This is a genomic window from Amycolatopsis sp. NPDC114503 (assembly GCF_055633655.1).
Genome location: NZ_JBVKDT010000009.1, coordinates 95,092 through 118,848, shown reverse-complemented (window position 1 = coordinate 118,848; position 23,757 = coordinate 95,092). Strand labels below are relative to the sequence as shown.

The 23,757-nt window shown below is 69.3% G+C and carries 24 protein-coding genes; 17 read left to right on the top strand and 7 right to left on the bottom strand.

All coding sequences use genetic code 11. From position 1 onward, the window contains the following. The first annotated feature begins 1 nt into the window (after position 1). Together ACZ7OI_RS33910 and ACZ7OI_RS33905 are read left to right on the top strand one after the other, a co-directional pair. Positions 2-1,120 (top strand): FAD-dependent monooxygenase, encoded by a 1,119-nt coding sequence (locus tag ACZ7OI_RS33910; protein ID WP_470268172.1) that lies wholly within the window; start codon positions 2-4, stop codon positions 1,118-1,120. A gap of 99 nt (positions 1,121-1,219) precedes the next feature. Continuing rightward, positions 1,220-1,795 carry a dihydrofolate reductase family protein gene (locus tag ACZ7OI_RS33905; RefSeq protein WP_470268171.1) on the top strand — a complete coding sequence of 192 codons (576 nt, stop codon included), beginning with the start codon at positions 1,220-1,222 and terminating at the stop codon, positions 1,793-1,795. 10 nt (positions 1,796-1,805) lie between these two features. On the opposite strand, the gene ACZ7OI_RS33900 is transcribed toward ACZ7OI_RS33905, so the two are convergent. Further along, complete coding sequence (locus tag ACZ7OI_RS33900; RefSeq protein ID WP_470268170.1) at positions 1,806-2,660, bottom strand: hypothetical protein; 855 nt, start codon at positions 2,658-2,660, stop codon at positions 1,806-1,808. 196 nt (positions 2,661-2,856) lie between these two features. On the opposite strand from ACZ7OI_RS33900, the gene ACZ7OI_RS33895 reads away from it, so the two are divergent. The 5 genes from ACZ7OI_RS33895 (at position 2,857) to ACZ7OI_RS33875 (ending at position 7,213) form a co-directional block, all read left to right on the top strand. After that, positions 2,857-3,921, top strand: coding sequence for a hypothetical protein (locus ACZ7OI_RS33895; RefSeq protein WP_470268169.1), 1,065 nt, complete (start codon positions 2,857-2,859; stop codon positions 3,919-3,921). Between the two features lie 2 nt (positions 3,922-3,923). Continuing rightward, positions 3,924-4,259 carry a hypothetical protein gene (locus tag ACZ7OI_RS33890; protein ID WP_470268168.1) on the top strand — a complete coding sequence of 112 codons (336 nt, stop codon included), beginning with the start codon at positions 3,924-3,926 and terminating at the stop codon, positions 4,257-4,259. 224 nt (positions 4,260-4,483) lie between these two features. Continuing rightward, positions 4,484-5,059 carry a TetR/AcrR family transcriptional regulator gene (locus ACZ7OI_RS33885; protein WP_470268167.1) on the top strand — a complete coding sequence of 192 codons (576 nt, stop codon included), beginning with the start codon at positions 4,484-4,486 and terminating at the stop codon, positions 5,057-5,059. Between the two features lie 72 nt (positions 5,060-5,131). Beyond that, positions 5,132-5,323, top strand: coding sequence for a hypothetical protein (locus ACZ7OI_RS33880; protein ID WP_470268166.1), 192 nt, complete (start codon positions 5,132-5,134; stop codon positions 5,321-5,323). A gap of 111 nt (positions 5,324-5,434) precedes the next feature. Beyond that, positions 5,435-7,213: a glycoside hydrolase family 76 protein gene (locus ACZ7OI_RS33875; RefSeq protein WP_470268165.1), complete on the top strand. Its 1,779-nt coding sequence runs from the start codon at positions 5,435-5,437 to the stop codon at positions 7,211-7,213. On the opposite strand, the gene ACZ7OI_RS33870 is transcribed toward ACZ7OI_RS33875, so the two are convergent. Then, a complete protein-coding gene (locus tag ACZ7OI_RS33870; RefSeq protein WP_470268164.1) occupies positions 7,168-8,388 on the bottom strand; it encodes an amidohydrolase family protein in 1,221 nt (406 codons plus the stop codon). The genes ACZ7OI_RS33875 and ACZ7OI_RS33870 overlap by 46 nt on opposite strands. 379 nt (positions 8,389-8,767) lie before the next feature. Here ACZ7OI_RS33870 and ACZ7OI_RS33865 point away from each other — a divergent pair, with 379 nt between their 5' ends. From ACZ7OI_RS33865 to ACZ7OI_RS33835, 7 genes are all read left to right on the top strand, one after another. Beyond that, entirely contained in the window at positions 8,768-9,427 is a 660-nt protein-coding gene (locus tag ACZ7OI_RS33865; RefSeq protein ID WP_470268163.1) for a GntR family transcriptional regulator, read from the top strand. Beyond that, entirely contained in the window at positions 9,424-10,236 is an 813-nt protein-coding gene (locus tag ACZ7OI_RS33860) for a carbon-nitrogen family hydrolase (protein WP_470268162.1), read from the top strand. The genes ACZ7OI_RS33865 and ACZ7OI_RS33860 overlap by 4 nt, the downstream gene beginning before the upstream one ends. Continuing rightward, entirely contained in the window at positions 10,233-10,892 is a 660-nt protein-coding gene (locus ACZ7OI_RS33855) for a DUF2848 family protein (RefSeq protein WP_470268161.1), read from the top strand. The genes ACZ7OI_RS33860 and ACZ7OI_RS33855 overlap by 4 nt, the downstream gene beginning before the upstream one ends. Continuing rightward, positions 10,892-12,352 carry a 4-hydroxyphenylacetate 3-hydroxylase family protein gene (locus tag ACZ7OI_RS33850; protein ID WP_470268160.1) on the top strand — a complete coding sequence of 487 codons (1,461 nt, stop codon included), beginning with the start codon at positions 10,892-10,894 and terminating at the stop codon, positions 12,350-12,352. The genes ACZ7OI_RS33855 and ACZ7OI_RS33850 overlap by 1 nt, the downstream gene beginning before the upstream one ends. After that, the gene (locus tag ACZ7OI_RS33845) at positions 12,349-12,693 is read left to right on the top strand and encodes a cupin domain-containing protein (protein WP_470268159.1); all 345 of its coding nucleotides are present in this window, start codon (positions 12,349-12,351) and stop codon (positions 12,691-12,693) included. The genes ACZ7OI_RS33850 and ACZ7OI_RS33845 overlap by 4 nt, the downstream gene beginning before the upstream one ends. Before the next feature lie 61 nt (positions 12,694-12,754). Continuing rightward, positions 12,755-13,285 carry a flavin reductase family protein gene (locus ACZ7OI_RS33840; RefSeq protein ID WP_470268158.1) on the top strand — a complete coding sequence of 177 codons (531 nt, stop codon included), beginning with the start codon at positions 12,755-12,757 and terminating at the stop codon, positions 13,283-13,285. 108 nt (positions 13,286-13,393) lie between these two features. Further along, entirely contained in the window at positions 13,394-14,734 is a 1,341-nt protein-coding gene (locus ACZ7OI_RS33835) for an MFS transporter (protein WP_470268157.1), read from the top strand. Between the two features lie 82 nt (positions 14,735-14,816). On the opposite strand, the gene ACZ7OI_RS33830 is transcribed toward ACZ7OI_RS33835, so the two are convergent. Further along, positions 14,817-15,677 carry an MBL fold metallo-hydrolase gene (locus ACZ7OI_RS33830; RefSeq protein ID WP_470268156.1) on the bottom strand — a complete coding sequence of 287 codons (861 nt, stop codon included), beginning with the start codon at positions 15,675-15,677 and terminating at the stop codon, positions 14,817-14,819. An 87-nt stretch (positions 15,678-15,764) separates the two neighbouring features. Between ACZ7OI_RS33830 and ACZ7OI_RS33825 the strand changes: the two genes are divergently transcribed. From ACZ7OI_RS33825 to ACZ7OI_RS33815, 3 genes are read left to right on the top strand one after another with little or no spacing between them, the layout of a single operon-like run. Beyond that, positions 15,765-15,962 carry a hypothetical protein gene (locus ACZ7OI_RS33825; protein WP_470268155.1) on the top strand — a complete coding sequence of 66 codons (198 nt, stop codon included), beginning with the start codon at positions 15,765-15,767 and terminating at the stop codon, positions 15,960-15,962. After that, positions 15,949-17,268: an amidase gene (locus ACZ7OI_RS33820; protein ID WP_470268154.1), complete on the top strand. Its 1,320-nt coding sequence runs from the start codon at positions 15,949-15,951 to the stop codon at positions 17,266-17,268. Before ACZ7OI_RS33825 ends, ACZ7OI_RS33820 begins: the two co-directional genes overlap by 14 nt. Continuing rightward, positions 17,265-17,819, top strand: coding sequence for a TetR/AcrR family transcriptional regulator (locus tag ACZ7OI_RS33815; protein WP_470268153.1), 555 nt, complete (start codon positions 17,265-17,267; stop codon positions 17,817-17,819). The genes ACZ7OI_RS33820 and ACZ7OI_RS33815 overlap by 4 nt, the downstream gene beginning before the upstream one ends. Before the next feature lie 30 nt (positions 17,820-17,849). Here the strand turns inward: ACZ7OI_RS33815 and ACZ7OI_RS33810 are convergent, their stop codons facing one another. From ACZ7OI_RS33810 to ACZ7OI_RS33795, 4 genes are all read right to left on the bottom strand, one after another. Next, positions 17,850-19,040 carry a GNAT family N-acetyltransferase gene (locus ACZ7OI_RS33810; RefSeq protein WP_470268152.1) on the bottom strand — a complete coding sequence of 397 codons (1,191 nt, stop codon included), beginning with the start codon at positions 19,038-19,040 and terminating at the stop codon, positions 17,850-17,852. A 71-nt stretch (positions 19,041-19,111) separates the two neighbouring features. After that, on the bottom strand, positions 19,112-19,936 hold the full coding sequence (gene xdhC, locus ACZ7OI_RS33805; RefSeq protein ID WP_470268151.1) for a xanthine dehydrogenase accessory protein XdhC: 825 nt from the start codon (positions 19,934-19,936) through the stop codon (positions 19,112-19,114). After that, complete coding sequence (xdhB, locus tag ACZ7OI_RS33800; protein WP_470268150.1) at positions 19,933-22,302, bottom strand: xanthine dehydrogenase molybdopterin binding subunit; 2,370 nt, start codon at positions 22,300-22,302, stop codon at positions 19,933-19,935. Before xdhB ends, xdhC begins: the two co-directional genes overlap by 4 nt. Continuing rightward, on the bottom strand, positions 22,299-23,723 hold the full coding sequence (locus tag ACZ7OI_RS33795) for a xanthine dehydrogenase small subunit (RefSeq protein ID WP_470268149.1): 1,425 nt from the start codon (positions 23,721-23,723) through the stop codon (positions 22,299-22,301). The genes xdhB and ACZ7OI_RS33795 overlap by 4 nt, the downstream gene beginning before the upstream one ends. Between the last annotated feature and the right edge of the window lie 34 nt (positions 23,724-23,757).

Below are 23,757 nucleotides of genomic sequence, written 5' to 3'. Positions count from 1 at the left end.
TGTGCCGGAAATCGCGATCGTCGGCGGCGGAATCGGCGGCCTGGCCGCCGCTGCCGCCTTGGGGAAGGCCGGATTCTCGCCGGTCGTGCACGAACAGGCGGGCGGATTCGGCCGCGTCGGCGCGGACATCAACCTGACGCCCAACGCGGTCCGCGCCCTCGACGGCCTCGGCGTCGGCGACGAACTGCGCGAAACCGCGGCGCGGCCGAAGTACCGGATCAGCCGCACCTGGGACACCGGCGAGGAAACCTCTCGGCTCCCGATGGGCGACGAGGCCGAACGCCGCTACGGCTCGCCGCAGCTGACGATGCACCGCGCGGACCTGCTGGCCGCACTGGAACGCGCGCTGCCCGACGGCGTCGTCCACTTGGGACACAAGCTGACCGGACTGTCCACAACGGACCGCGTAGAGCTGGACTTCGGCGGTACCAGTGCTTCCGCCGACGTCGTGATCGGCGCCGACGGAATCCACTCCGCCGTCCGCACCGCGTTGTTCGGGGAGGAACACCCGGAGTTCACCGGCGTCGTCGCGTACCGGGCGGTGCTGCCCGCGGGTTCGGTGGACGTGCCGAACCTGGATTCCTTCACCAAATGGTGGGGCCCGGATCCGGACACGCAGCTGGTGACGTTCCCGCTCAACCGCGGCGAGGACGTGTTCGTCTTCGCCACGACCCGGCAAAGCCAATGGCGGCACGAATCCTGGACCACTCCGGGCGACGTGGCCGAACTGCGCGAGGCGTACCGCGGCTTCCACCCTGAGGCCCGCGCGCTGCTGGAGGCGTGCGATTCGGTGCTGCAGTCCGCGCTGTACGTCCGCGATCCGCTGCCGACCTGGTCCTGCGGCCCGGTGACGCTGCTGGGCGACGCGTGCCACCCGATGATGCCGTTCATGGCACAGGGGGCGGGAATGGCCATTGAGGACAGTGTGGTGCTGTCGCGGGCGCTGGCGGCGTACCCGAACACGGAGGTCGCGCTGAAGGCGTACCAGGCGGCCCGGCTGGACCGGACGCGCGAGGTGCAGCTCGCCTCGCGGAACAACAGCTGGCTCAAGCAGAGCGGAACCAGCTCGACCGCCGCGGACGCGATCTACGGGTACGACGCCTGGCGCACCGCGGTGTGAGCCAGGTCATAGCTGAGGTTCCGGGTGGCGTGTCTGATCGGGTCGCTGCCGTTCGACGCGTAGGTGAACAGGCACCACCCCGAACCAGGAGCTGATCTCATGCGCACCCTCATCGCCACCGCGTTCGTGTCCCTCGACGGCGTCGTCGAAGCCCCCGGCGGCGAGGCCGGCTACCGCAACGCGGGCTGGACGTTCAAGGACATCGAGTTCGACCCCGCCGCCTACGCGCTCAAGGGCGCCGAGCAGGAGGAGGCGGCCGCGCTGCTGCTCGGCCGCGTCAGCTACGAGGCGTTTTCTCCGGTGTGGCCGGACATGACCGAGGAATTCCCGCACTACAAGGTGATGCCGAAATACGTCGTGTCGACCACTCTGCGCGACGAAGACCTCGTGACGAACTGGGGCGAAACGACCATTCTTCGCTCGCTTGACGAGGTCGCCGCGCTGAAAGAAACCGAAGGCGGGCCGATCATCGTCAACGGCAGCGCGACGCTGGTCCGCGAGCTGACCGACGCCGGACTGGTCGACCGGCTCAACCTGCTGGTCTTCCCGGTTCTGCTCGGCGCGGGGAAGCGGCTGTTCAGCGAAACCGACAAGGACAAGCAGCCGCTGAAGCTGGTCGAAAGCGAAGCCTATTCGAACGGGATTCAGAAGCAGATCTTCGAATTCGTCCGCTGAGCGGCCATCGTCAGGTCGCGGGGGTTTCCGCGGCTTCTTTGCCTGGTGCGCCCGCGCCGGACACGCCGCGAATCGTGGCGGCGCGGGTGAACCAGCTGTCGAAGAGGTCGCGGTAATGCCCGGTGCGCGGCGACCGGTCATCCGGGGACAACCGGTCGTAGAACTCGAAGGGCCGGATCCGGTCGCCTTCGGTCCATTGCAGGTAGGCGGCGAACACCGTGCCGTCGCCGAAGCGGAAGCCGTGCACGACCGGCACGCAGCCGTAGGACTTCAGCTCGACGACGATCCCGCGCCGGCGCAGGTCCTCGGCCTCCTGCTGGAGAAACGACCGGATCCTCGCCGTGCTGCGCCGGGCCTCCGCGGCCCACTCTGCGGGAAGTTCGCCCGCCCGGTCGATGAAGTCCGGGTCGAGGCACAGCAGCGTGATGCGCCAGCCGGTGGGCCGGTCGTGCGAGGTGAGCCAGGTGGCGAGCACCGGCCAGACGGTGTTCAACGTCAAGCCGAGCACCTCGAGACGACGCTGCCGCCGTCCGGTCGGGGCGTTCTCCAGCGCCGAGATCACCTCGGTGAGCGAGTGCGCGACGGCCTCGCGCTCGACGCCGGCCAGCCGGGTCCGCAAGCCCCGGACCTCGCGGCCCAGCTGGTAGACGGCGATGGTGGTGACTTCCAGCATCACCCCGATCAGCGCGACGAGCCCGGACAGCTCGAGACGCCCGACGTAGCGCTCGATCACCAGCCGGGTCGGTTCGATCGTGACGAGGATCAGGTAGACCCCGGCGAGCAGCGCCACCGAGGTCGTGACGATCTCCCAGATCTGCCGGACCCGGATGGACACCTGCGGCCGGTCCCGCCGCTTCCGCCTCACGACGCACCAGCCCCGGACAGCACTCGACGTCCCCCTCCGCGTTCGCTCACGTGCCCATCGTGCCGGTGCGCGGGCGCGGCACGCTAGGGCGGACCGGGTGCTCGCCCCGCTGACGGAAACGCCCCTTACGGCTCAAAGCCGGTGACGCCGCGGTGACGCGAGCTGCCGACAATTCCCGGTCGACAAGGGGGCAGAGATGTTCACCCACCAGCGCGCACCGCGGGCGTCCTCGAAATCGGGCCAGCAGGCCAGTGAACTCTGCGGTGCGCACCAGGTGCCGCGGGAACTGCTGGACACCGTGCCCCGCGCGGCTGGGAACGCCGGGTTCGCCCAGGATTTCAGCCAGGTCCGCGTGCATTCCGGACCACGGGCCGCCCAGGCTCCGGCGGCAGCTCAGCCGACGGCTCGGTGCCAGCCGGACGACGAGGAACACAGTCGCACTGCTGACGGCGGCATCGTGGAGGAGGCGGCCGAGGTGCCGACGGGTGGCGTCCCGGCGGATGACGGCTCGCTTCTCGCCGCTGAAACGGTGTCCGAGGACGACCGTGCCTCCGCGCCCGCTGCCGGTCTTCGGGGTTTCCTGGACGCTGGGCGGGCCGGGACCGTGGCGTGGGGTGGAGTGCCCGCCGAAAAGGGCCGTCCGCTCGCGTTCACCGCGGGCGGAATGACCTCAGTCATTCCCTGGGGCAGCGTGGCCAACGCGGGCGCGGCTGGCGATCAGGCCACCGGAAGCATCCAAACCCAGGTCCCGATCGCTTACGAGTCCAAGTCCAACGGCATCGCCAGCAACAGCGAGGCCTGGGTGAAGGACGGCACCGGGACGCTGTCCGTGGTGCGCTCCTACCACGGGGTGAACGGGGGCAACCAGGGCAACGGATGGTTCGTCACGCCGGCCGCGGCCGCCCGGATCAACGCCCACGAGGTCGTCCACGTGAACAGCAGCAGGGCGTTCCACGACGCGGACCTCAAGCCGTTGCTCGACAAGATCCTGGCCAACACCAAGACCGGCGGCGGGCGGGCCACCGCCTACACGCAGAACGGAGCCGTCTCGGCGATGCAGTCCAAACTCGGCATGCCAGCGAGCTGGACGACGGCCGTCGCCGCCTTCAGCGCCCACGACATCGCCGCCAATAACCCTGGCGGCTCGACGGACACCACCGATGTCGCGACCGGCTGGATCATGGACTTCGGGCCAGGCGCGGTCGGCGGGACGAACTTCGCGCACCGGATCAAGCTGCCCGCCGAACCGATGCCGGTCTGACCGTGCGCATCGAACTCGCCGCACCGGGGAGCGTGGCCGCCGACGAGGAGGTCGTGCTGCGCGTGACGCTCTTCAACGACTCCTACGAACCGGTGCGGGTCTGGCGGAACCAGCTGGTGGGGCCGACCGCGGAAACCGGGTCCGGCGGTCTGGCCGTCCCCTCGGTGGAGGCGACTTACGGTCAGGAAGAGGAAGCCCTCGTCTTGCAGCCGTTCACCTTCTACGGCCGGGAGCGCCGAGCCGGCGGCTTCTCGCCCGGCTCAGTGACGATCACCGCCTCTTACCTTTCGCAGGACGACGAGTTCCTGTCCGCCAGCAGGGAAATCGTGGTGACCTAGCGGCCCTGCTGTTCATCGCCTCGGAAGCCGTGTCGAAGGATGCGCGCACCTCGTCGAGGCGTTCTGTTTCGCCCAGGAGTCAGCGGGTTCGCTCGGCTCCCGCAGCACACGAATTCCGCTGTCCGGCAGAACCATTGCCACGGGATCAGGGCGCACCGCCGAGCGGTTCTCCGGGGTCCGCCGTCGAAACTAGTCACTGACAAGTCGGTGGCATACTCGATGCCATGGCCCGTCGTTACCATCACGGCGATCTGCGGCAGGCGGTGCTGACCGCGGCCGTCGAGGTGCTCGGCGACTCCGGTCCGGCCGCGGTCAACCTGCGCGACCTCGCCCGCCGGGTCGGGGTCTCGCACGCCGCCCCGGCGCACCACTTCGGCGACCGGTCCGGGCTGCTCACCGCGGTCGCCGCGCAGGGGTTCGACCTGCTCGCGGACACCCTTGAAGAGCTGCCGCCGTCGTCGGACCTGCTCGAGGCCGGGGTCGCCTACGTTTCGTTCGCCGTCGAGCACCGGGCGCACTTCGAGGTGATGTTCCGCCCGGAGCTGCTCCGCGGCGACGATCCGGACCTGCGGGCCGCGCAGGAGCGCAGCACCCAGGCGCTGGACTGGGCGATCGCCGGTTTCCGGGACGGAAGCGTCGATCCGGTGGTCGCCGGCGCGGCGGCCTGGTCGCTCGTGCACGGGTTCGCGACGCTGTGGCTGCAGCGCGCGTTGCCCGCGGGCCTCGGCGACGACGTCGAGGCGGCTGCCCGCGCGGTGGCGGAATTGCTGGTCCGGGGCGCGAATCCGCCGCCGGGTTAACCCGCGCACCTTGCCGGGCGGATCCGCGCGTCGTCCGGGCGGGTTTCGCGCCCCGGTGCCATCCTGGGAGGCATGACCCACTACGCACTGACCCAGTCCGTGGCGATCGCGACCGATCTCGAGGCCAAGGGGTTCCTCGGCACGGTCGGCAAGATCGCCGCCGCCACCATCATCTTCTTCGTCGCCATCGGCCTGATCGTCGGGCTCGTTCTCGGGTATTTCATCGGCCGTTCGGTGGGACGGCGCCAGGGCAGCGGCGGCTGATCGGGCTAACCCGCCTGTCCGGAACGGGACAGAACCGCGCGCGGCCCTTCACCGGCGTCCGCGCGAGTTCTTATCCTGGGCGGAAATTCACCCAGGCGAGGGGACGAGTCCATGCGGACCGTGCTCGTAGTGCTGCTCGTGTTCGCCTCGTTGACCGTCCCGCGCGCGGCCGCCGCGGTTTGCGCGCTTTCGTGTGACACCCTCGATCCGTCGCGGGCCGCGCAAGAGACGTTTCCCTTGCCGGACAAGGATATCAACGGCCGGGTGCTGCGCTTGCACGTCTCCGACGCGGACGGGATGGCCTGGGCCAGCATCGACAACGGCCGCGCCGGCGACGCGGTGTGGCTCGACCGGTCGTGGGACGGCGGCGGCACCTGGGACGGCCTGCTGGGCAAAGCGAGCATTCCGGACACCTGGACCGGCACCCGCACGCTCATGTACAACCTCGCCGACCCGGTCGGCCACCGCCGCGGCCTGCTCCGTGCCTGCGGAGACGCGCAGGCCGTCGCGTGCACGGCCTGGATCTACCCGACCGTGTGCGATGCCGCCTGCGACGGTTCCGCCCCCGGTTCCGGCGACAGCCAGCCGGTCGCACCCGCGACCGTCTTCGGCCGGTCAGTCCGGCTGCACTTCGACGACCGCGGCATGTCCTGGGCCAGCATCGATTCCGGCGGCGCCGGCGACGAGATCTGGCTGGACCGGTCCTGGGACGCCGGCGCGACCTGGCCGGACGGTTCGTCGCTCGGCCGCACGAGCGTCCCCTCTGGCGAGACCGCGACACAGACCGCGACGTTCGCTGCCAAAGATCCACGCGGACGGATGAACGGCGGTGCCGTGCGAGCGTGCGGCCGGGAAGCCGCTCACCAGGAAGGCGCTTGCACCGCGTGGGCGCGCCCCGCTCAGTCGCGGGTCGCCGCGGGGGTCGACGCCCTGCTGTGGTCGCACGACGTTTACCGCGCCTGGTGGCCGTCGAGCTGGTGGAACTCGGCGGTCGCGGTAACCGCGCTGGCAGATTCCGGAGTTTCCGGCCTGGACCCGGTCCTGGCGCGGGTTTTCGACGTGAACCGGGCCGCATTCCCCGCCGGGGCGCGCAGTTCCGACCCGATCGACGGCGACTTCATCAGCCGGGCCGTCGACGACACCGCGTGGTGGGGCCTGGCCTGGCTTGCGGCGTACGACCGTACGCACGATGCGCGATATCTCGCCGAAGCCACGAAAATCGCCGATTACGTGCACGGCTTCTGGGACACCGGCACCTGCGGCGGGGGAGTGTGGTGGGATCGCGAACGGACGTACAAGAACGCCGTCACCAGCGGTCTCTACCTTCGCCTCGCTGCTTCCCTGCACCGCCGCCTGGACGGGGATACGGAATGGCTGGCGCGCGCACGCGAGGCGGGGGATTGGTACCTGCGCAGCGGCCTGATCAACTCGGCCGGCCTGGTCAACGACGGCCTCACCTCAGGCTGCGCGAACAACGGCCAGACCGTCTGGACCTACAACCAGGGCCTGGCCATCGGCGGCTTCACCGAGCTTTGGCGAGCGACTGGCGATCAGTCCTATGTGGACGCCGCCCGCCGGCTGGCGGACGCGGCGATGACCGGCCTCACTTCGGGCGGGGTGTTGGCAGAATCGTGTGACAACGGCACGTGCGATGACAATCAGAAGCAATTCAAGGGTATTTTCCTGCGGTACTTCGGCGATCTCGCCTCTGCGACCGGATCGTCGGCGTATCAGGATTTCGTGCGGCAGCAAGCGGATTCGGTGTGGCTGCGGGATCGTGACTCGCTGAACCGGATCGGTGAGCGGTGGGCAGGCGGTGCGTCGAATGTCGTGGATTGGCGGACTCAGGCGTCTGGGCTGGAGGCGTTGATTGCTGCTGCCGGGCAGTAGGTTCCGTTGCGCCACACGCGCTGGATCGAGAGAGTGTCCGCGATAGCGACCGTCGGGTCGCCGGCGACCATCGTGAGGTCCGCGCGGAGACCGGGCTCGATCCGGCCCCGGTCGGCCAGCCCGAAGCGCTTCGCCGGGAGGGAGGTCGCTGCTCGGAGGGCTTCCGCCGGGGTGAATCCCGCCTCGGTGAGGAGCTGAAGCTCGCCGTGCAAGCTGGCACCGTGAGCCATTCCCGGCGCGCCCAAATGCGCCGCATCCGTGCCCACCAGGATGTCGACCCCAGCTTTCCTTAACGCGGCGAGTGTCTCCAACGCATAACCGAACTTTTCGAGAGGACTGGTGGCCATCGTGCCGGACAGATTCTCCCGCCATTCCGGCGTCAACTTGGGGTAAACCCGCCGATCCTCAACGAGCCGGCGCCCGACGGGCTCACCGGTGATCGACGCGAGCACTGTCAACGTGGGAATCACGAAAGTGTTGGTGGCAGCGACCTTCCCGACCAACTCCGCGGTGTGCGGCCTGTCAGCGAAAAGATGAGTGAGCCCGTCGACTCCCGCGTCGACCACTTGGCCCACCGTCTCGACGGTCATCGCGTGCGCCAACACCATTTTCCCGCGGCGGCGGCTTTCGCGGACCGTCGCCTCGACCAGTTCGGGAGCGAGGCGGGGCAGGGTTTCGCTTCCGAACAGGTGACCGTCCTCCACCAGCACCTTGAGGTAGTCGGCCCCCTCCGAGATCCTGGCCTCGACAAACGCCGCGACCTCCTCCGTCCGGGTCGCAGTGGGCCACGTCGGATCGCCTTGGCCCTTCCGCAGCTGATGCGGGTGCCCGCCTTCGGGGGTGAGCCCGAGGGACGGAGAGCGCACGTCGGCGAGATCGTTCGAGGTTTTCGTCAGGCGGCGCAACGGAATCATCTGCTCCGGCAGGGAAAGCATGTCCAATTCCGTGGTGACCCCGAACGTCAGCGCCTGCCGGAGCGACTGCGCGTCGGTGTGCGTGTGCGCGTCGATCAGGCCGGGCAGCAGCGTGGCCCCGGTACCGTCGATGAGTTCGACCCCATCGGGACGGTGGCCTCCAACGCTGGCGATCCTTCCGTCGGCGACCTCGACGTCCACGATTCCCAGCGATTGCTCGCCGTCGAAGACGTGTGCACCCGTGATGACGAAGCGATCCACGGAGACCTCCCGGCAGGTTGTGCGGCGGTGACTCCGGAACGGTAAACGGGGATGATCTTGGTGCCAAGAAGGCACTTTTCGGGTAGATGGTGAGGCCGGGGTAACCGGGTTTGCCGGGTGTTGGAAGGCCGAGCAGGAATGCGCTCTGTCTGGTCGGCGGATCCCGTGCAGTCGCGCGACGCAAGGCGGGCGCCCTCGCGCCGTCTTGCCGCCGAGAAGGCGCTGCCTCCGGCAGGCAGCGATTCCGAGGCGGCTGAACAAGGGGATGACCCGGACGTTCCGCCGGAGCGCCCGAGCCGGTCAGTAGCCCGCCAGCGGCCGCTCAACCTCGGCAAACACCCCTTGCCCGCCTGCCATGCGTGATGCATACATCTTGTCCATGAGCAGTGTACGACAGGCTGGGCGGGCCGGGTCCGCGCAGGACGTCACCTATCGGTTCCTCAAGCAGCGCATCGCCGAGCTGCCGCGCGACGGCGGGACCTTCCTCACCGAATCGGAGGTCGCCGAGGCGGCGGGGACGTCCCGTACTCCGGTGCGGGAGGCGTTGTTGCGGCTCGAGGCCGAGGGCTTTCTCGAGATCGTGCCGAAGAAGGGCGCGTTCGTGCCGCCGATCTCCGACGCGGAGGTGCGGGCGGTGATGGAGGCGCGCGAGCTGGTCGAGGACTGGTGCGTCCGCAAGCTCGCCGAGCGCGTCGACGAGGCCTTCCTCTCCGAGCTGGACGACATTCTCGCGAAGCAGCGCGAAGTGGTCGACGAACCGGTGCGGTTCATCGAGTTCGACCGCGCGTTTCATCGGGCGATCGTGCGGCGGGCGGGGAATCCGGTGCTGGCCGAGTTCTACGAATCGTTGCGGGACCGGCAGGTTCGGATGGGACTGCGCGCGGTCGCGGGCAGCGAAACCCGCGCCGGAACAGTGCTGGCCGAGCACGCGGCGATCGTCGAAGCGTTGCGCGGCGGCGAGCCGGAGACGGCTGGAGACGCGTTGGCGAAGCATTTGTCCAGCACGATGACGGCGTTGCGGGTCGGGGAGCGGCTGTGAAGGTCGCGCTGGTGCAATTGGCCAGCCCGCCGGACGAGACGGCCGCGGACCGCCGGGTGCGGGCCGGGCAGTTGGTGGAATCGGCGCGCGGTGCCGAACTGGTGGTGCTGCCGGAGTTGTGGGCTGCCGGGTACTTCTCGTTCGACGCGTATCCGGACGAGGCGGAAACCCTCGACGGGTCAACGGTGGCGGCGGGGCGCGAGTGGGCGCGCAGCCTGGGTGCGTATGTGCATCTTGGCAGCCTGGTCGAGCGGGACGCGGCGGGACGGTTGTTCAATACCGCGGTGTTGCTCGCGCCGGACGGCACGATCGCGCATACCTATCGCAAGGTGCACGTCTTCGGCTACGCCTCGCGCGAGGCGGAATTGCTCACGCCGGGGGACACGCTCAACGTCGCGGAAACGGAACTCGGGCCGATCGGCGCGACGACGTGTTACGACCTGCGGTTTCCCGAGTTGTGGCGCGGGCTGGTGGACCGCGGCGCGAAGACGGTCGTGGTTCCGGCGGCGTGGCCAGCGGCGCGGCGAGAGCACTGGCGCATGTTCACCTCGTGCCGCGCGGTGGAAGAGCAGGTCGTGGTGATCGCGGTGAACGCGGCCGGGACCCAGCACGGCGACGTCGAATTGGCTGGTACCAGCCGGATTGTCGATCCGTGGGGCACTGTGCTGGCGGAGGCGGGCAACGGCGAGGAAGTGCTGCGCTGCGAAATTGACCAATCCATTGTGGACACTGTGCGGGCGGAGTTCCCGGTGCTGGCCGATCGGCGGTGGCCAGTGTCCACAGCAGACTTCACGGGAGCGGGAGTATGACCACGATTGCCCTGCACGTCGCGGGAACCGGGGAGGAACTGGCGTTCGCCCCGGCGCGGCTGGTGGTGGCCGGGTACACCGGAAGCGACGAGGCCGCGGTCGAGGAGCACATCGCCGAACTGGCGGCGATCGGCGTGCCGCGACCGGAATCGGTGCCCGCGTTTTACCGCTTGGATCCGGAATTGCTGACGACCGAGCCGGTCGTGGGTGTGAGTGCGCCGGGGACGTCCGGCGAGGTGGAGCCGGTGCTGATCCGGCATCAGGGAAGGTACTTCCTCGGCGTCGGGTCCGATCACACCGACCGCGATCTGGAGCGGGAGGGCGTGGCACTGTCCAAAGCGGCCTGTCCGAAGCCGCTCGGGGAAGTGGTCGCCGAGATCGGCCCCGAAGTGTCCATTCCGGACTGGGACCACGTCGTCGCGGACTCCAGTGTGGACGGATGTCCCTATCAGAAAGGGGAGCTGGCCGCGCTGCGGCACCCGGCGGACCTGCTCGACCGGCTCGGCCCGGTCGAGGGCGATTTCGCGCTGTACTGCGGCACATTGCCGCTGCTCGGCGGCGAGTTCGCCTACGGCGCGTACTGGCGCGTCCACCTGGAACTGCCCGGCGGCCCGACCCTGACCCACGCGTACGAAACGAAACAGAGGAGCGAGTGATGCGCAGCGGAGCCGACTATCTGGCCGCGCTGAAAGGCCCCCGGCGGATCTACCTCGACGGCGCGCCGGTCGAGGACGTCGCCCACCACCCGGCGTTCGCGCCGATCGCGAAGACCATCGCGGAACTGTTCGACCTCGCGGCCGACCCGGAGTCCGGCATCCCGGTCACCGACCCGGCGACCGGGTCCACAGTGAACCGCCTCTTCACGCCGCCGCGCAGCCGCGAAGACCTGAAGGCGTACCGCGAAGCGGCGACCACCTGGGCGCGCCACACGCACGGCTGGGTCGGCCGCAGCCCGGACCACGTGGGCGCGTTCGTCGCGGCGTTTTCCGCGCACCCGGAGGCGTTTTCGCAAGGGGAGCGGGACTTTTCCGCCAACATCGCCGCGTACCACAAGCGAGTGCTGGAGGAGAATCTGTACGTCTCCTACGCGATCATCCCGCCGCAGGTCTCGCGGGCGACCACCGCGCACGCCTGGGAAGGCGACCTGATCCAAGCGGGCGTCGCGGAGGAGCGCGAGGACGGCATCGTGATCCGCGGAGCGCAGATGCTGGCGACCGGCGGTGCGGTGGCCGACGAGATCTTCGTGTCCTGCATCAAGCCGCTCGGACCGGAGGACGCCGACTTCGCGCTCGGCTTCGCGGTTCCCGTTGACGCAGAAGGACTTAAGCTCTACTGCCGCCGTCCGTATGCCCCCGCTGCCACGAGTGAATACGACTACCCGCTCACCTCGCGTTACGACGAAACCGACGCGCTGGTCGTCTTCGACGACGTCTTCATTCCGTGGGAGCGCGTGTTCGTCTACCGCGACGTCGCGGGATTGCGGCGACAGTTCTTCGACACCGGCGCACACGTGTTCGGCAACTGGCAGGCGCAGATCCGGTTCATGGTGAAGACGCAGTTCATCGCCGGGCTCGCGCGCAAGGTCGCGGCGGTTAACGGCGTCGACAAATTCCCCGGCGTAGTCGAGAAGCTCGGCGAGCTGGCCAGTCTCGCGTCCATTGTGGAATCGGCGGTGCTGGCCGCGGAGTACACCGCGGAACCGGACGACAACGGCATGTGGCGGCCGGGCTCCCGCGCGGTGTACGGCGCGATGGGGCTGCAGGCCGAGCTGTACCCGCGGCTGCTGGCGATCCTGCGCGACCTGGTCGGCGGCGGCGTGCTGCAGGTGCCCTCCAGCGTCGCGGACCTGACGAACCCGGAGACCCGCGCCGATATCGACAAATACATTTACAGCCCGTCCGCGCCCGCGGAGGAGCGGGTGAAGCTGTTCAAGCTCGCCTGGGACGTCGTCGGCAGCGAATTCGCCGGACGGCACCACCAATACGAGATGTTCTACGCCGGCGCCCCGTTCGTGGTGAAGGGCTACGCCTACCGCAATTACGGCTTCGACAGCGCGCTCGGCGACATCGACGCCTTCCTGTCCAGCTACGACCTCGACGGAGCGATCACCCGATGAACAAACCGGAACACGAATTCTTCCCGGTGACCGACGTCGCCTTCACGGTCTGCCCCGGCGACGACCCGAAGATCACCGAGCGGATTCTCGCCAAGGACCCGGAAACCGGGGTGGCCACGCGGATCCTGCGCCACGAACCGGGTGCGGATTCGACGCCGATGGGCGTGCAGAAACACGATTTCTGGGAGGAGGTCTACATTCTCGAGGGCTCGTTCACCGACCTGACGCTCGGCCGGACGTTCACCGCGGGGATGTACGCCTGCCGTCCGCCGGGCATGCCGCACGGCCCGTGGCGGACCGACGAGGGGGTCGTCACGTTCGAGGTCCGCTACCCCGCCTGAACCCGCTCGTGGGTGCTTGCCGCGGTAAGCACCCACGAGACCCTGCGCAAGGAGAACCCCCATGCTCACCACTTCGTCGACTTCCTCGGCCGAGGTCGACCCGATGACGATGCGCCGCACGATGGGGCGTTTCGCCACCGGCGTCGCGGTGGTCACCACCCGGGCGGCGGGGGTGCCGCACGGGATGACCGTCAACTCGCTGACGTCGGTTTCGCTCGACCCGCCGCTGCTGCTGGTGTGCCTGACGACCGGCGCGCGCAGCACTGAAGCGGTCGTCGAGGCGGGCCGGTTCGCGGTCAACATCCTGTCCGCGCGCCAGGAACAGCTCGCGCTCCGCTTCGCCCGCCGCGGCGAGGACCACTTCGCCGGGCTGGAGGTGACCGAGGGCAGGCACCGCGTGCCGGTGATCCCGGACGCCTTCGCGCACCTCGAATGCGACGTCAAGCGCCATCTGGTCGCCGGCGACCACGTGGTCGTGTTCGGGCACGTGCGCAGCGTGTGCGAGCGCGACGGCGAACCGCTGGCTTTCCACGGGGGACGGTTCGCCGACCTCACCGACCGGGCCAACGAGCCCGTGCACTGGTTCTTCTGAGGCAGTTCCCAGGGGGGAACACGCCTCGGTGGCTGCGCCAACAGCCACCGAGGCTTCCGGTACCAGCACTTCATCCGCGTCACGGACCCTCCGACCACAGGAGCCGAAATGGCCGATACCTCTCGCGAACGTAACAGAAAACGCCCGCACACGCGGCTGGGGGTGGTGGCGGCGTCGAGTCTCGCCGGCACCGCCGTCGAATGGTACGACTTCTTTCTGTACGGCACCGCGTCCACTTTGGTCTTCAACAAACTGTATTTCCCTTCGCACGACCCGTTGGTCGGCACGGTTCTGGCCTTCGCCACTTATGCGGTCGGCTTTCTCGCCCGGCCGCTGGGCGCGGTGGTGCTCGGCCATCTCGGCGATCGCAAGGGACGACGGTCGACGCTCATCGCCAGCCTGCTGCTGATGGGTGCGTCGACTTTCTTGATCGCTCTGCTGCCCACGTACGAGGCGGTCGGCGTGCTTGCGCCGCTGCTGCTTGTCGTTTGCCGTCTGGTGCAAGGGTTCGCGCTCGGCGGCGAGTGGGGCGGAGCGGTGCTGCTGGTGTCCGAGCATGGCGGCAGCGCGCGCCGGGCGTTCTGGTCTTCGTGGCCGAATGTCGGGCCGCCGCTGGGCAATCTGCTCGCTGCCGGGGTGCTGGCGGTGCTCGGCGGGGTGATGCCGCCGGCGCAGTTCCTGTCGTGGGGCTGGCGGATCGCGTTCGGGTTGTCGGCGGTGCTGGTTCTGATCGGGTTGTGGCTGCGGCTTTACGTCGCGGAGACGCCGTTGTTCAAGGACGCTCCGAAGCCCAAGGGGCTGCCTGCTGGGGTGGTGGTTCGCAAGCATTGGCGCAGTGTGCTTCTCGCGGCGGCTACCCGTTTCGGGGAGAACGCCGGGTTCTATCTGTTCTCGTTGTTTGTCATCACTTACGTCACGACTGTGCTCAAAATGGACAGTACGGTCGGTCTGGCAGCGGTGCTGGTCGGGCAGGCGTGCGCGGTGGTGACGATCCCGTTGTTCGCCTTGCTGGCCGACCGGATCGGACGGCGGCCGATCTACGTCGTGGCTTCGGTGGCGACGATCGTGTGGGCGTTCGTGTTCTTCGCGTTGGTGGATACCCGGAATCCTGGGCTGATCACGGTCGCGGTGGCCGGCGGGTTGCTGATCTTCGCCGCGTACAGCTCGGTGATCGGGGCGTTCTTCGCGGAGTTGTTCCCGACTGAGGTGCGGTATTCCGGGGTTTCGCTGGCTTACAACCTGGCGTCGGTGCTGGCGGGCTCGCTCGCGCCGATCATCGCGATCGGGTTGTACGCGAAGTTCGGCACCGGGTATGCGATCGGCGTGTATCTGGCGGTGATGGGGTTGATTTCTCTCGTGGCTTCTCTGATCGCGAAGGAAACGAAGTCGGTGGATCTTGGTGCGGTGGAAGGGAAAGCGGAGGAGGAAGTTCGCGCACCCGTTGACTGAGTACCTGAACGCTGCTCAGCCCCACCTCTGCTGAGGTCTGTGAGGGGAACCCTGAGGGAATCTGATTCCCTCAGGGTTCCCTTCACAGCCTTTCCATCCGGTAGCCGGAGCCGCGGGAGACCAGGCGGCCGCCGGTGGGCGGGGCGAAATGCGTGCCCAGCACGAGAGTTCCCGAATCCGCCAGCCCGGCCAGCAGGCGGCGGCGGGTCTTCTCGGATTCCGCCGGGTCGATGTCCACCGACGCACCGATCTCCGGGTGCGCGAACTGCACCGGATGGTGCACCGCGTCCCCGGTGATCAGCGCGGTCTCCCCGGAGCTGGTCAATTCGACCGAGACGTGCCCGGGGGTGTGGCCGGGCGTCGGGAGCAACCGCACGCCGGACACGATTTCGACGCCCTCGGCGGGGACGTCGACCAGGTCCAGCAGTCCCGCGCGCTCCACCGGCAGCACGGAATCCTCGAACATCTGCCGCCGCGGTCCGTCCATGGAGTAGCCCGCCCAGAACTCCCGTTCGGCGCGGGCGGTGACGTGCCGGGCGGAGGCGAACGTCGGCACCCACTCCCCGTCCTGCTCGCGGGTGTTCCAGCCGACGTGGTCGGTGTGCAGGTGGGTGAGCAGCACCAGATCGACCTCGTCCGGCGCGAACCCGGCGGCGGTCAGCGCGTCCAGGTACCCGGTGTCGAGGTCGTGCCACGCCGGGTTGGCGCGGGTTTTGCCGTTGCCGACGCCGGTGTCCACGAGGATCTTCATTCCGTCCTTCTCGAACGCGAAACTGTGGCTGTGCAAGCGAATCGCGCCGCCGTCGGCGAAATCCGGATGCAGCCAGTCCTCGCCCGAGACGACCTCGGCCGTCGCGCCGGGAAGCAGCCACGGCCCGGTCGCGGCAGGGAATTCGATCTCGTCGATGCGGCGGACGGTGAGATCGCCGATGGTCCAGGTCATGAGTTCTCCTTAACGCAACATGTTTGCGTTAAGCGACGCTACCGGCTACCGTCGCTTAACGCAAACACTTAGCTTTTAGGAGGACTCGTGTCCGAACTCGCCCCCGACGAGGCAGCACGCCTGGCCGCCCGGGCCGGACTGCCGCTGGCTGCCGACCGGCACGCCAGCGTGGCCGCCGTCGCCCACCACATCCATTCCGTGGTGACCGTCCTGCGCGACCTGGATTTCGGCGACACCGCCCCGGCTTCCACCTACCGCGCGGAGGAGGGTCATGTCGCTCGCTGACCTCACCCTCGCTGAAGCCTCCGCCGCGATCCGGGACCGGCGCGTGTCGCCGGTCGAGCTGGTCGAGGACGTCCTGACCCGCATCGACGTGGTAGAACCCCGGCTGCACGCGTACGTCGCGGTGGACGCGGAGCGGGCCCGCGCCGAAGCCGCGGAACTCGGGCGGATCCGCGGCCCGCTGCACGGCATCCCGATGGGCCTCAAGGACCTGATCGACGTAGCCGGAACCGCGACCACCGCCAGCTCCCGGGTCCGCGCCGGACATCGCGCGGAGAAAGACAGCACCGTCGCCGCCCAGCTCAAGGCGGCCGGAGCGGTCCTCCTCGGCAAAACCCACACGCACGAATTCGCTTACGGCCTCACGACTCCTCAGACGCACAACGCCCGCGACCCGTCCCGCGTAGCCGGGGGATCCAGCGGCGGTTCAGCGGTAGCCGTCGCCGCCGGTGCCGCGACGTTCGCCCTCGGCACCGACACCGGCGGCTCGATCCGGGTCCCCGCCGCGCTGAACGGAGTCGTCGGCCTCAAGCCGACTTACGGCCTCGTCCCCAGGGACGGCGTGACGTCGCTGTCCTGGTCGCTGGACCACGTCGGCCCGATCACCCGCACCGTCGAGGACGCCGCGCTCGTGCTGTCCGTCCTCATTGGACAATCATTCCCGGCCATGCTTCCAAGCCTGACCGGGCTACGCGTCGGAATCCCCGGCAACTACTACTTCGACCACGTCGACGCGGTGGTGGAAGCCGCAGTCCGCGAAGCCGTCGACCGCCTCGCCGAACTCGGCGCCGAGCTGGTCGACGTCGAAATCCCGATGACCCGCTACCTCCAGGCAACGCACTGGGGCTTGATGGTCCCCGAGGCCACGGCGTACCACGAACGAAGCCTGCGCACCGTGCCCGACCAGTACGCCGCCGACGTCCGCGTCCTGCTCGAAGCCGGCGAGCTGATGAGCGCGGGGGACTACCTGCGCGCCCAACGCGCCCGCACCCTCATGCGCGAGGAATGGACGCGACTGTTCGAAAAGATCGACGTCCTCGCCGCGCCGACTGTCCCGATGACCGCAGTCCCGGCCGGACAAGAGACGGTCACCTGGCCCGACGGCACCGTCGAAGCGGTCTCGGATGCGTATGTACGGCTGTCGGCCCCCGCGAACATCACCGGCGCGCCAGCCCTGACCCTGCCGATAGGCGACGACCTCGACGGGATGCCGATCGGCCTGCAGTTGCTCGCCCGGCCGCACGGCGAGCCGGTGCTGCTGCGGACCGGCCACGCCCTGGAACGGACGCGGCTTAAAGTGGCACGGTGAGCCAGAAGCGGATGGTGCGTCCGGGCGGGCGCAGTGCGCGAGTCCAGGAATCGGTGCACGCCGCCGTCCGCGACCTGATCGCCGAAGCGGGCCGGGACGCGCTGACCGTGCCCCAGGTCGCGGCGCGCGCGGGCGTCACGCCGTCGACGGTCTACCGGCGGTGGGGCGACCTGCAGGAACTCCTGTCGGACGTCGCGGTCGAGCGGCTGCGCCCGGAAGCACCGCCGGAGGACCACGGTTCGCTGGCGGAGGACTTGGCGGCGTGGACCGAACTGTTCCTGGACGAGATGTCCTCGCCCGCCGGCCGCGCCTACATCCGCGACGCGCTGCTCGGCGATCCGGACGGGACCAACGCCGGACAGTGCTCGGCGTACGCCGCTGACCAGGTGGAAGTGGTCCTGGCCCGGGCGGTTGCCCGAGGCGAGACCGCGCCGGCGGCGGAAGCGGTGATGGATCGGGTGGTGGCTCCGATCATGTACCGGATCCTGTTCCGGCCGGAGGGTCTCGACGCCGCGTACGCCCGCCGGTTGGCGGCCGAGGTGCTGGCTTAACCCGGCCGACCCGCCGCCACGACCAGCGGCTCAGAACCAGTGCACGCAATGCGGCGCACGATCCGACCGGAACAGCAGATCCGCCTTCCCCGCCGCCTCCGCGTGATGCGCCCGGACATGCCCGGCCCGGACCAGCACGCTCGGCAACGTCCCGCCGAGGTAGATCGACCCCAGATCGCTCACGTCCAGCGACAGGTCGGGCGCGAGATCCGTCCGCACGCACTCGGCCTTCCCGTCCCGCACCGTCAGCTGGTACCGGTCGTGCTCTTCGAGGAACGGGTCGGTCACGTCGAGGACCAGCGAACCGTCGGTGAACCAGCCGCGCGCGGTCAGCGCGCGCGGGACGTCCAGGATCCGCACCCAGAGCCAGTCGTCGCCGACCGGCTCGGCCGCGCGCATGTCCGTCAGCTGCCAGCGCAGCGGGTTCCCCGGCGGGAGATGCTTGAACTTGATTTCCTTGACCAGGTCGTGCCCGAGCAGGTACCGCGTGAGCGCGGTGAAGGCCGCGTCGTCGACCGCGATGACCTCGTCGACCGTCAGCACTTCACCGTCGACCAGGTAGCTCGCGTACCCGTTCGCGACGCCGTCCGCGTCCCGGTGCACGACCAGGTACCGCGGCTCCGGGCCGGTCGGCGGGTGTCCCGCTCCCAGCTCCCACCAGCGATGCGGCCGGGAGAGCGCACCAGGCTGCGTGCGGCGGTACCGGTCGTAGATCTCCTCCAGAAGCTCCCCGCAGTCGGCGCGCCGCAGCAGCTCGAGTGAGCCGGTCTCGACGCCAGGTCCGCGCGGTGCGGCGAAATCGGCGCGGTGTCGTTCGACGGTCATCAGCTCGGTGTGTGTCGCCGGTCCGTAGCCGAACCGCCGGTAGATCACCGCTTCGCTGCAGAGCAAGACGGCCAGAAACTCTCCGCGGGCGCGGACGTCGGCGAGCTGTTCCTGCATCATCGCGCGGAGCACGCCTTGCCTCCGGTGCGTCGGCAGCACGCCGACGGCGGTCACGCCGGCGACGGGGACGAGGACGTCGCCCGGCAGCGTGAGGTCGAAGGAGTACGAGCCGGCGGTGCCGACCGGCTTCCCGTCCGGTGCGAAGGCGACCAGGCTTCGTTCGCTCTCGAAAGCGCCCAGCACGCCGCTGCCCGCCATGTCCGGCCAATACCGGCCGAAGGCGGCTTGGACGGTGCTGAAGTAGAGGTCGTAGTCGTTGTTGTGCCGGATTTCCATTGCAGGAGGCCCCCAGGAGCTGACGGTGTCTCCCCGTATCCCAGCCGCACTCCCGGGGGCAGGCAAGCGAATTACGCCTGAAGCGCCCCCGGCCGGGCGCGCACCTGGAACTTCTGCAGCAGCGCCGCGGCGACGCTCACCGCGATCACCGCCGGTTCCTTGCCGGTCAGGTCCGGGAGCCCGATCGGCGTGGTGATCCGGGACAGCGCCGCCTCGTCGTGGCCGAGGCCGGTGAGGCGCTTCCGGAACCGCGACCACTTCCCGGCGGACCCGATCAGCCCGATCGACCCGCACGTGCCGCTGCGCAAAGCCGCGTCGCACAGCGCGATGTCCTCGGCGTGGTCGTGCGTCATGATCAGCACGTGCGTGCCCGCGGGCAGCTCCGACAGCACCGTTTCCGGCAGCAGCGGGACCTGGTGGACGTGCACGCTGGCCACGGCGTCGTCGAGCACCGCGAGTCGTGCTGGGGTCAGCTGTCCGGGACGGCTGTCGATCAGGTGCAGCGAAACCTCGTGCCGGGCGAGCACCCGCGCCAGCTCCAGGCCGACGTGGCCGACCCCGAAGACCGCCACCGCCGGACGCACCGGCAGCGGCTCGAACAACAGCGTCATCGTCCCTCCGCAGCATTGCACGCCGTGCTGGTAAGGAGCCTTGTCGGACAACGAAAGCGTCTGCAGCTCGGGCGCGGTCGCGTTGTCCCGCAACAGCTCCCGGGCCCGCTCGATCGCGACGGCCTCGGCGTTGCCGCCGCCGATCGTGCCGTGGGTTTCCGAAGAACCGACCACCATTTTCGCGCCGCCCTCGCGCGGGGTGTGCCCGCGCGAGGACGTCACCGTGACGAGCACGCCTGGCAGCCCCGCGTCCCGGAGGTGCTGCACCGCGCTGATCCAGTTCACGGCTGGCCCACCAGATCCGGTACCTGCGCCTCGACCGCCGGAGCGGCGGTGACGGCGCGTTCGATCGCCCAGAACACGGCCTCCGGAGTCGCCGGGGAAGCCAGATCGACGCTGTGTCCGGGTTCGCCGAACGCGGCGACCGCTTGCCGCAACGCTTCCCGCACCGCGAAAGCCAGCATCAACGGCGGCTCGCCGACGGCCTTGGACCCGTAGACCGCGCCTTCTTCCACGGCATCGGTCAACAGCGTGACGTTGAAGACCTCGGGCATCTCCGAAAAGCTCGGCAGCTTGTACGTGCTCGCCGCCTGGGTCGCGAGCCGTCCGCGAGACGGCCGGTCGGACTCGTCCCAGCGCAGGTCTTCCAGCGTCAGCCAGCCCATGCCCTGCACGAACCCGCCCTCGATCTGGCCGATGTCGATCAGCGGGGACAGGCTGTCGCCGACGTCGTGCACGATGTCGACCCGCCGCGTCCGGTACGCGCCGGTGAAGTCGTCCGCCTCGACCTCGGCCAGCGCCGCGCCGTAGGCGAAATACTTGAACGGCGTCCCGCTCATCGTCGCGGAATCCCAGCTCAGGCCCTCGGTCCGGTAGTACCCGGCCGCCGAAAGATGCACCCGGTCGAAGTAGGCCGCGTGCACGAGTTCGTCCCAGCCGATTTCCTCCCCGGACGGGGTGCGCGCGGCTCCGCGGACGATCCGGACGTCGCTCTCGGGCACGCCGAGCTTGCCCGCCGCGACGGTGAGAAGCCGGTCGCGGATCTGTTCGCAGGCGTTCTTGACCGCGCCGCCGTTGAGGTCCGCGCCCGAACTCGCCGCGGTGGCCGAGGTGTTCGGCACCTTGTCCGTCCGGGTCGGGGCGAGCCGCACCTTCTCCGGCGGCACGCCCAGCGCGGTCGCGGCCACCTGCAGCATCTTCGTGTGCAGGCCCTGGCCCATTTCGGTGCCGCCGTGGTTGATCAGGACCGAGCCGTCCTTGTACACGTGCACCAGCGCGCCGGCCTGGTTGAACGCGGTGAGGTTGAACGAAATCCCGAACTTCACCGGCGTGATCGCGAGGCCGCGCTTGGAATGCGCGTGCTTCGCGTTGTACGCCGCGATCTCGGCCTGCCGCTTTTCGGCGTCCCCCGAGTCCAGCAGTTGCTGCCAGATCCGGTGGATGCGTTCCGGGTGCCGCACCGGCATCCCGTACGGCGTGTCCTGGCCTTCGGAGTAGAAGTTGCGCCGCCGCAGTTCGGTCGGGTCGATGCCGAGAAGCGGCGCGCAGCGGCCGAGGATGTCCTCGATCACCAGCATGCCCTGCGGTCCGCCGAAGCCGCGGAACGCGGTCTGCGAAGTCTTGTTCGTCTTCGCGATCCGTCCCATCGCGCGGACGTGCGGGATCCAGTACGCGTTGTCGACGTGGCACAGCGCGCGGGCGAGCACCGGCTCGGACAGGTCGAGGCTCCAGCCGCCGTCCGCGGTCAGCACGACGTCCAGCGCCTGCAGTTTCCCGTCGGTGTCGAATCCGACGCTCCATTCGGCGTGGAAACCGTGCCGTTTGCCGGTCATCGTCATGTCCTGGGTGCGGGTCAGCCGCAGCCGCACCGGACGTCCGGTGAGCGTCGCGCCGAGCGCGGCGACCGCGGCGTATCCGTGCGGCTGCCATTCCTTCCCGCCGAATCCGCCGCCCATCCGCAGGCTCTGCACCGTGACCTCGTGGCTGTGCTTGCCCAGCACGTGCGCCACGATGTCCTGCGTTTCCGACGGGTGCTGCGTGCTGCTCTGCACGAAGATCTGGTCGGACTCGTCCACGTGCGCCAGCGCGCACTGGGTTTCGAGGTAGAAGTGCTCCTGGCCGGCGAAGTCGAACTCGCCGCGGAAGACGTGTGCCGAACCGGCCATCGCCGGGTCGACGTCCCCGCGCGCCACGACTCGCGGCTCGCCCTGGAAGCTGCCCGCGGCGATCGCCTCGCCGACTGTCACGAGCGACGGCAGCGCTTCGGTGTCCACCTCGACGGCTGCCGCGCCCAGCCGTGCCGCTTCCAGTGTTTCGCCGAGCACCCAGGCCACCGCATGGCCGAAGAACATGACCTCGGACGGGAACAGCGGTTCGTCGTGGTGCACACCGGAATCGTTGACCCCGGGGACGTCCGCCGCAGTGAGGACGCGGACCACGCCCGGTACGGCTTCCGCCGCTTCGGTGCGGATCGCCAGCACCTTCGCGTGCGCCTCGTTTACCTGGACGGGGTATGCGTGCAGAACGTCTTTGGTGCGGGCGACGAGGTCGTCGGTGTACAGCGCGGTGCCCCGGACGTGCGCCGCGGCGGCTTCGTGCGGCCGGGCGATCCCGATGGACGGGCTTTCCGGGCGTTCGGACAGTGCACTCATGCTCGTGCCCCCTCAAGAGAGTCGGCGTGCAGTTTCAGCAGGCTGCGCCCCAAAGTCGCGGCGCGGTAGGCGGCGCTCGCGCGGTGGTCGTCCATCGGCGTGCCCTCGCCGCGCAGGATTTCCGCTGCGGCGCGGACGGTTTCGTCGTTCCAGGACTGTCCGACGAGCGCTGCTTCGGTGTCTTTGGCACGGATCGGCGTCGCGGCGACCCCGCCGAGCCCGATCCGCGCGGTGCGCACGAGACCGTCTTCGATGTCGAGCGCGAACGCGACGGCGACGCTGGAAATGTCGTCGAACCGCCGCTTGGCGACCTTGTGGAACGCGGTGGTTCCGGCCAGCGGCAAGGGAATCCGCACCGAGCGGATCAGTTCGTCCTCACGCCGGACACTCTGCCGATAGCCGGTGAAGTACTGGTCGAGCGGCACTTCGCGGTCTCCGTCCACAGAGGACAAGACAACACTCGCGCCGAGGGCCAGCAGCACCGGTGCGGAGTCGCCGATCGGCGAACCGGTGCCGAGGTTTCCGCCGAGGGTCGCGGCATTCCGGATCAGCCGGGACGCGAACTGCGGGATCAGCTGGCTCAGCAGCGGCACCCGGCCGTCGAGGCGGCGGTCCATTTCGGTGAGGCTCAGCCCGGCCCCGATTTCGATCGTCTCCGCGCCGAGGTCCAGCGTTTGCAGCTCAGGCACGCGATCGATGGCGACGACGCAGTCCGCGCGGACGCCGCGGATGTTCACCTCGACGCCCCAGTCCGTCGACCCGGCCACGAAAGTCGCGTTAGGACGGTCGCGGCGCAGTTGCAGCGCTTCGGTCCAGGTGGCCGGTCGGAGGTAGTCCCGTCCTTCGTCATGCAGTTGCGTCGCAACGGGTTCCGGTGCACTGCAGCTTCGCCGCCGTGCCAGCGGATCTGCGGCCGGGGGAGCGCCGAGCGCGTGCGCGGCGTCGCGGATCGGGCGGTATCCGGTGCAGCGGCAGAGGTTCCCGCTCAGCGCGTGGATGTCGAAGCCGTTCGGCGCGTGGTCGTCGCCGGTCGCGTCGCGGTCGCTGCGGTAGTACTCGGCGGCCATGCTGCAGACGAAGCCGGGAGTGCAGTACCCGCACTGGGATCCGCCGCGCACGGCCATTTCGTGCTGCACCGGGTGCAAGTCCTCAGTGGACCCGAGACCCTCGGCCGTCCACACCTCCTGCCCGTCCAGCGAACCGACCGGGGCGAGGCACGCGTTGATCGCGACCAGGTCCGTCGGGGATTCGACGCCGGGCCGCGCGACGAGGATCGCGCACGCACCGCATTCGCCTTCGGCGCAGCCTTCCTTGCAGCTGGTCAGGCCCTGTCCGCGGAGCCAGTCCAGTGCTGTGGTGTGCACGGGAACGTCGCCGATCGCGGTGCGTTTCCCGTTGACGGTCACCTCGGGGTCGACCATCGGAGTTCCTCTCGTCTGTTCTCGGCTGGGGCCA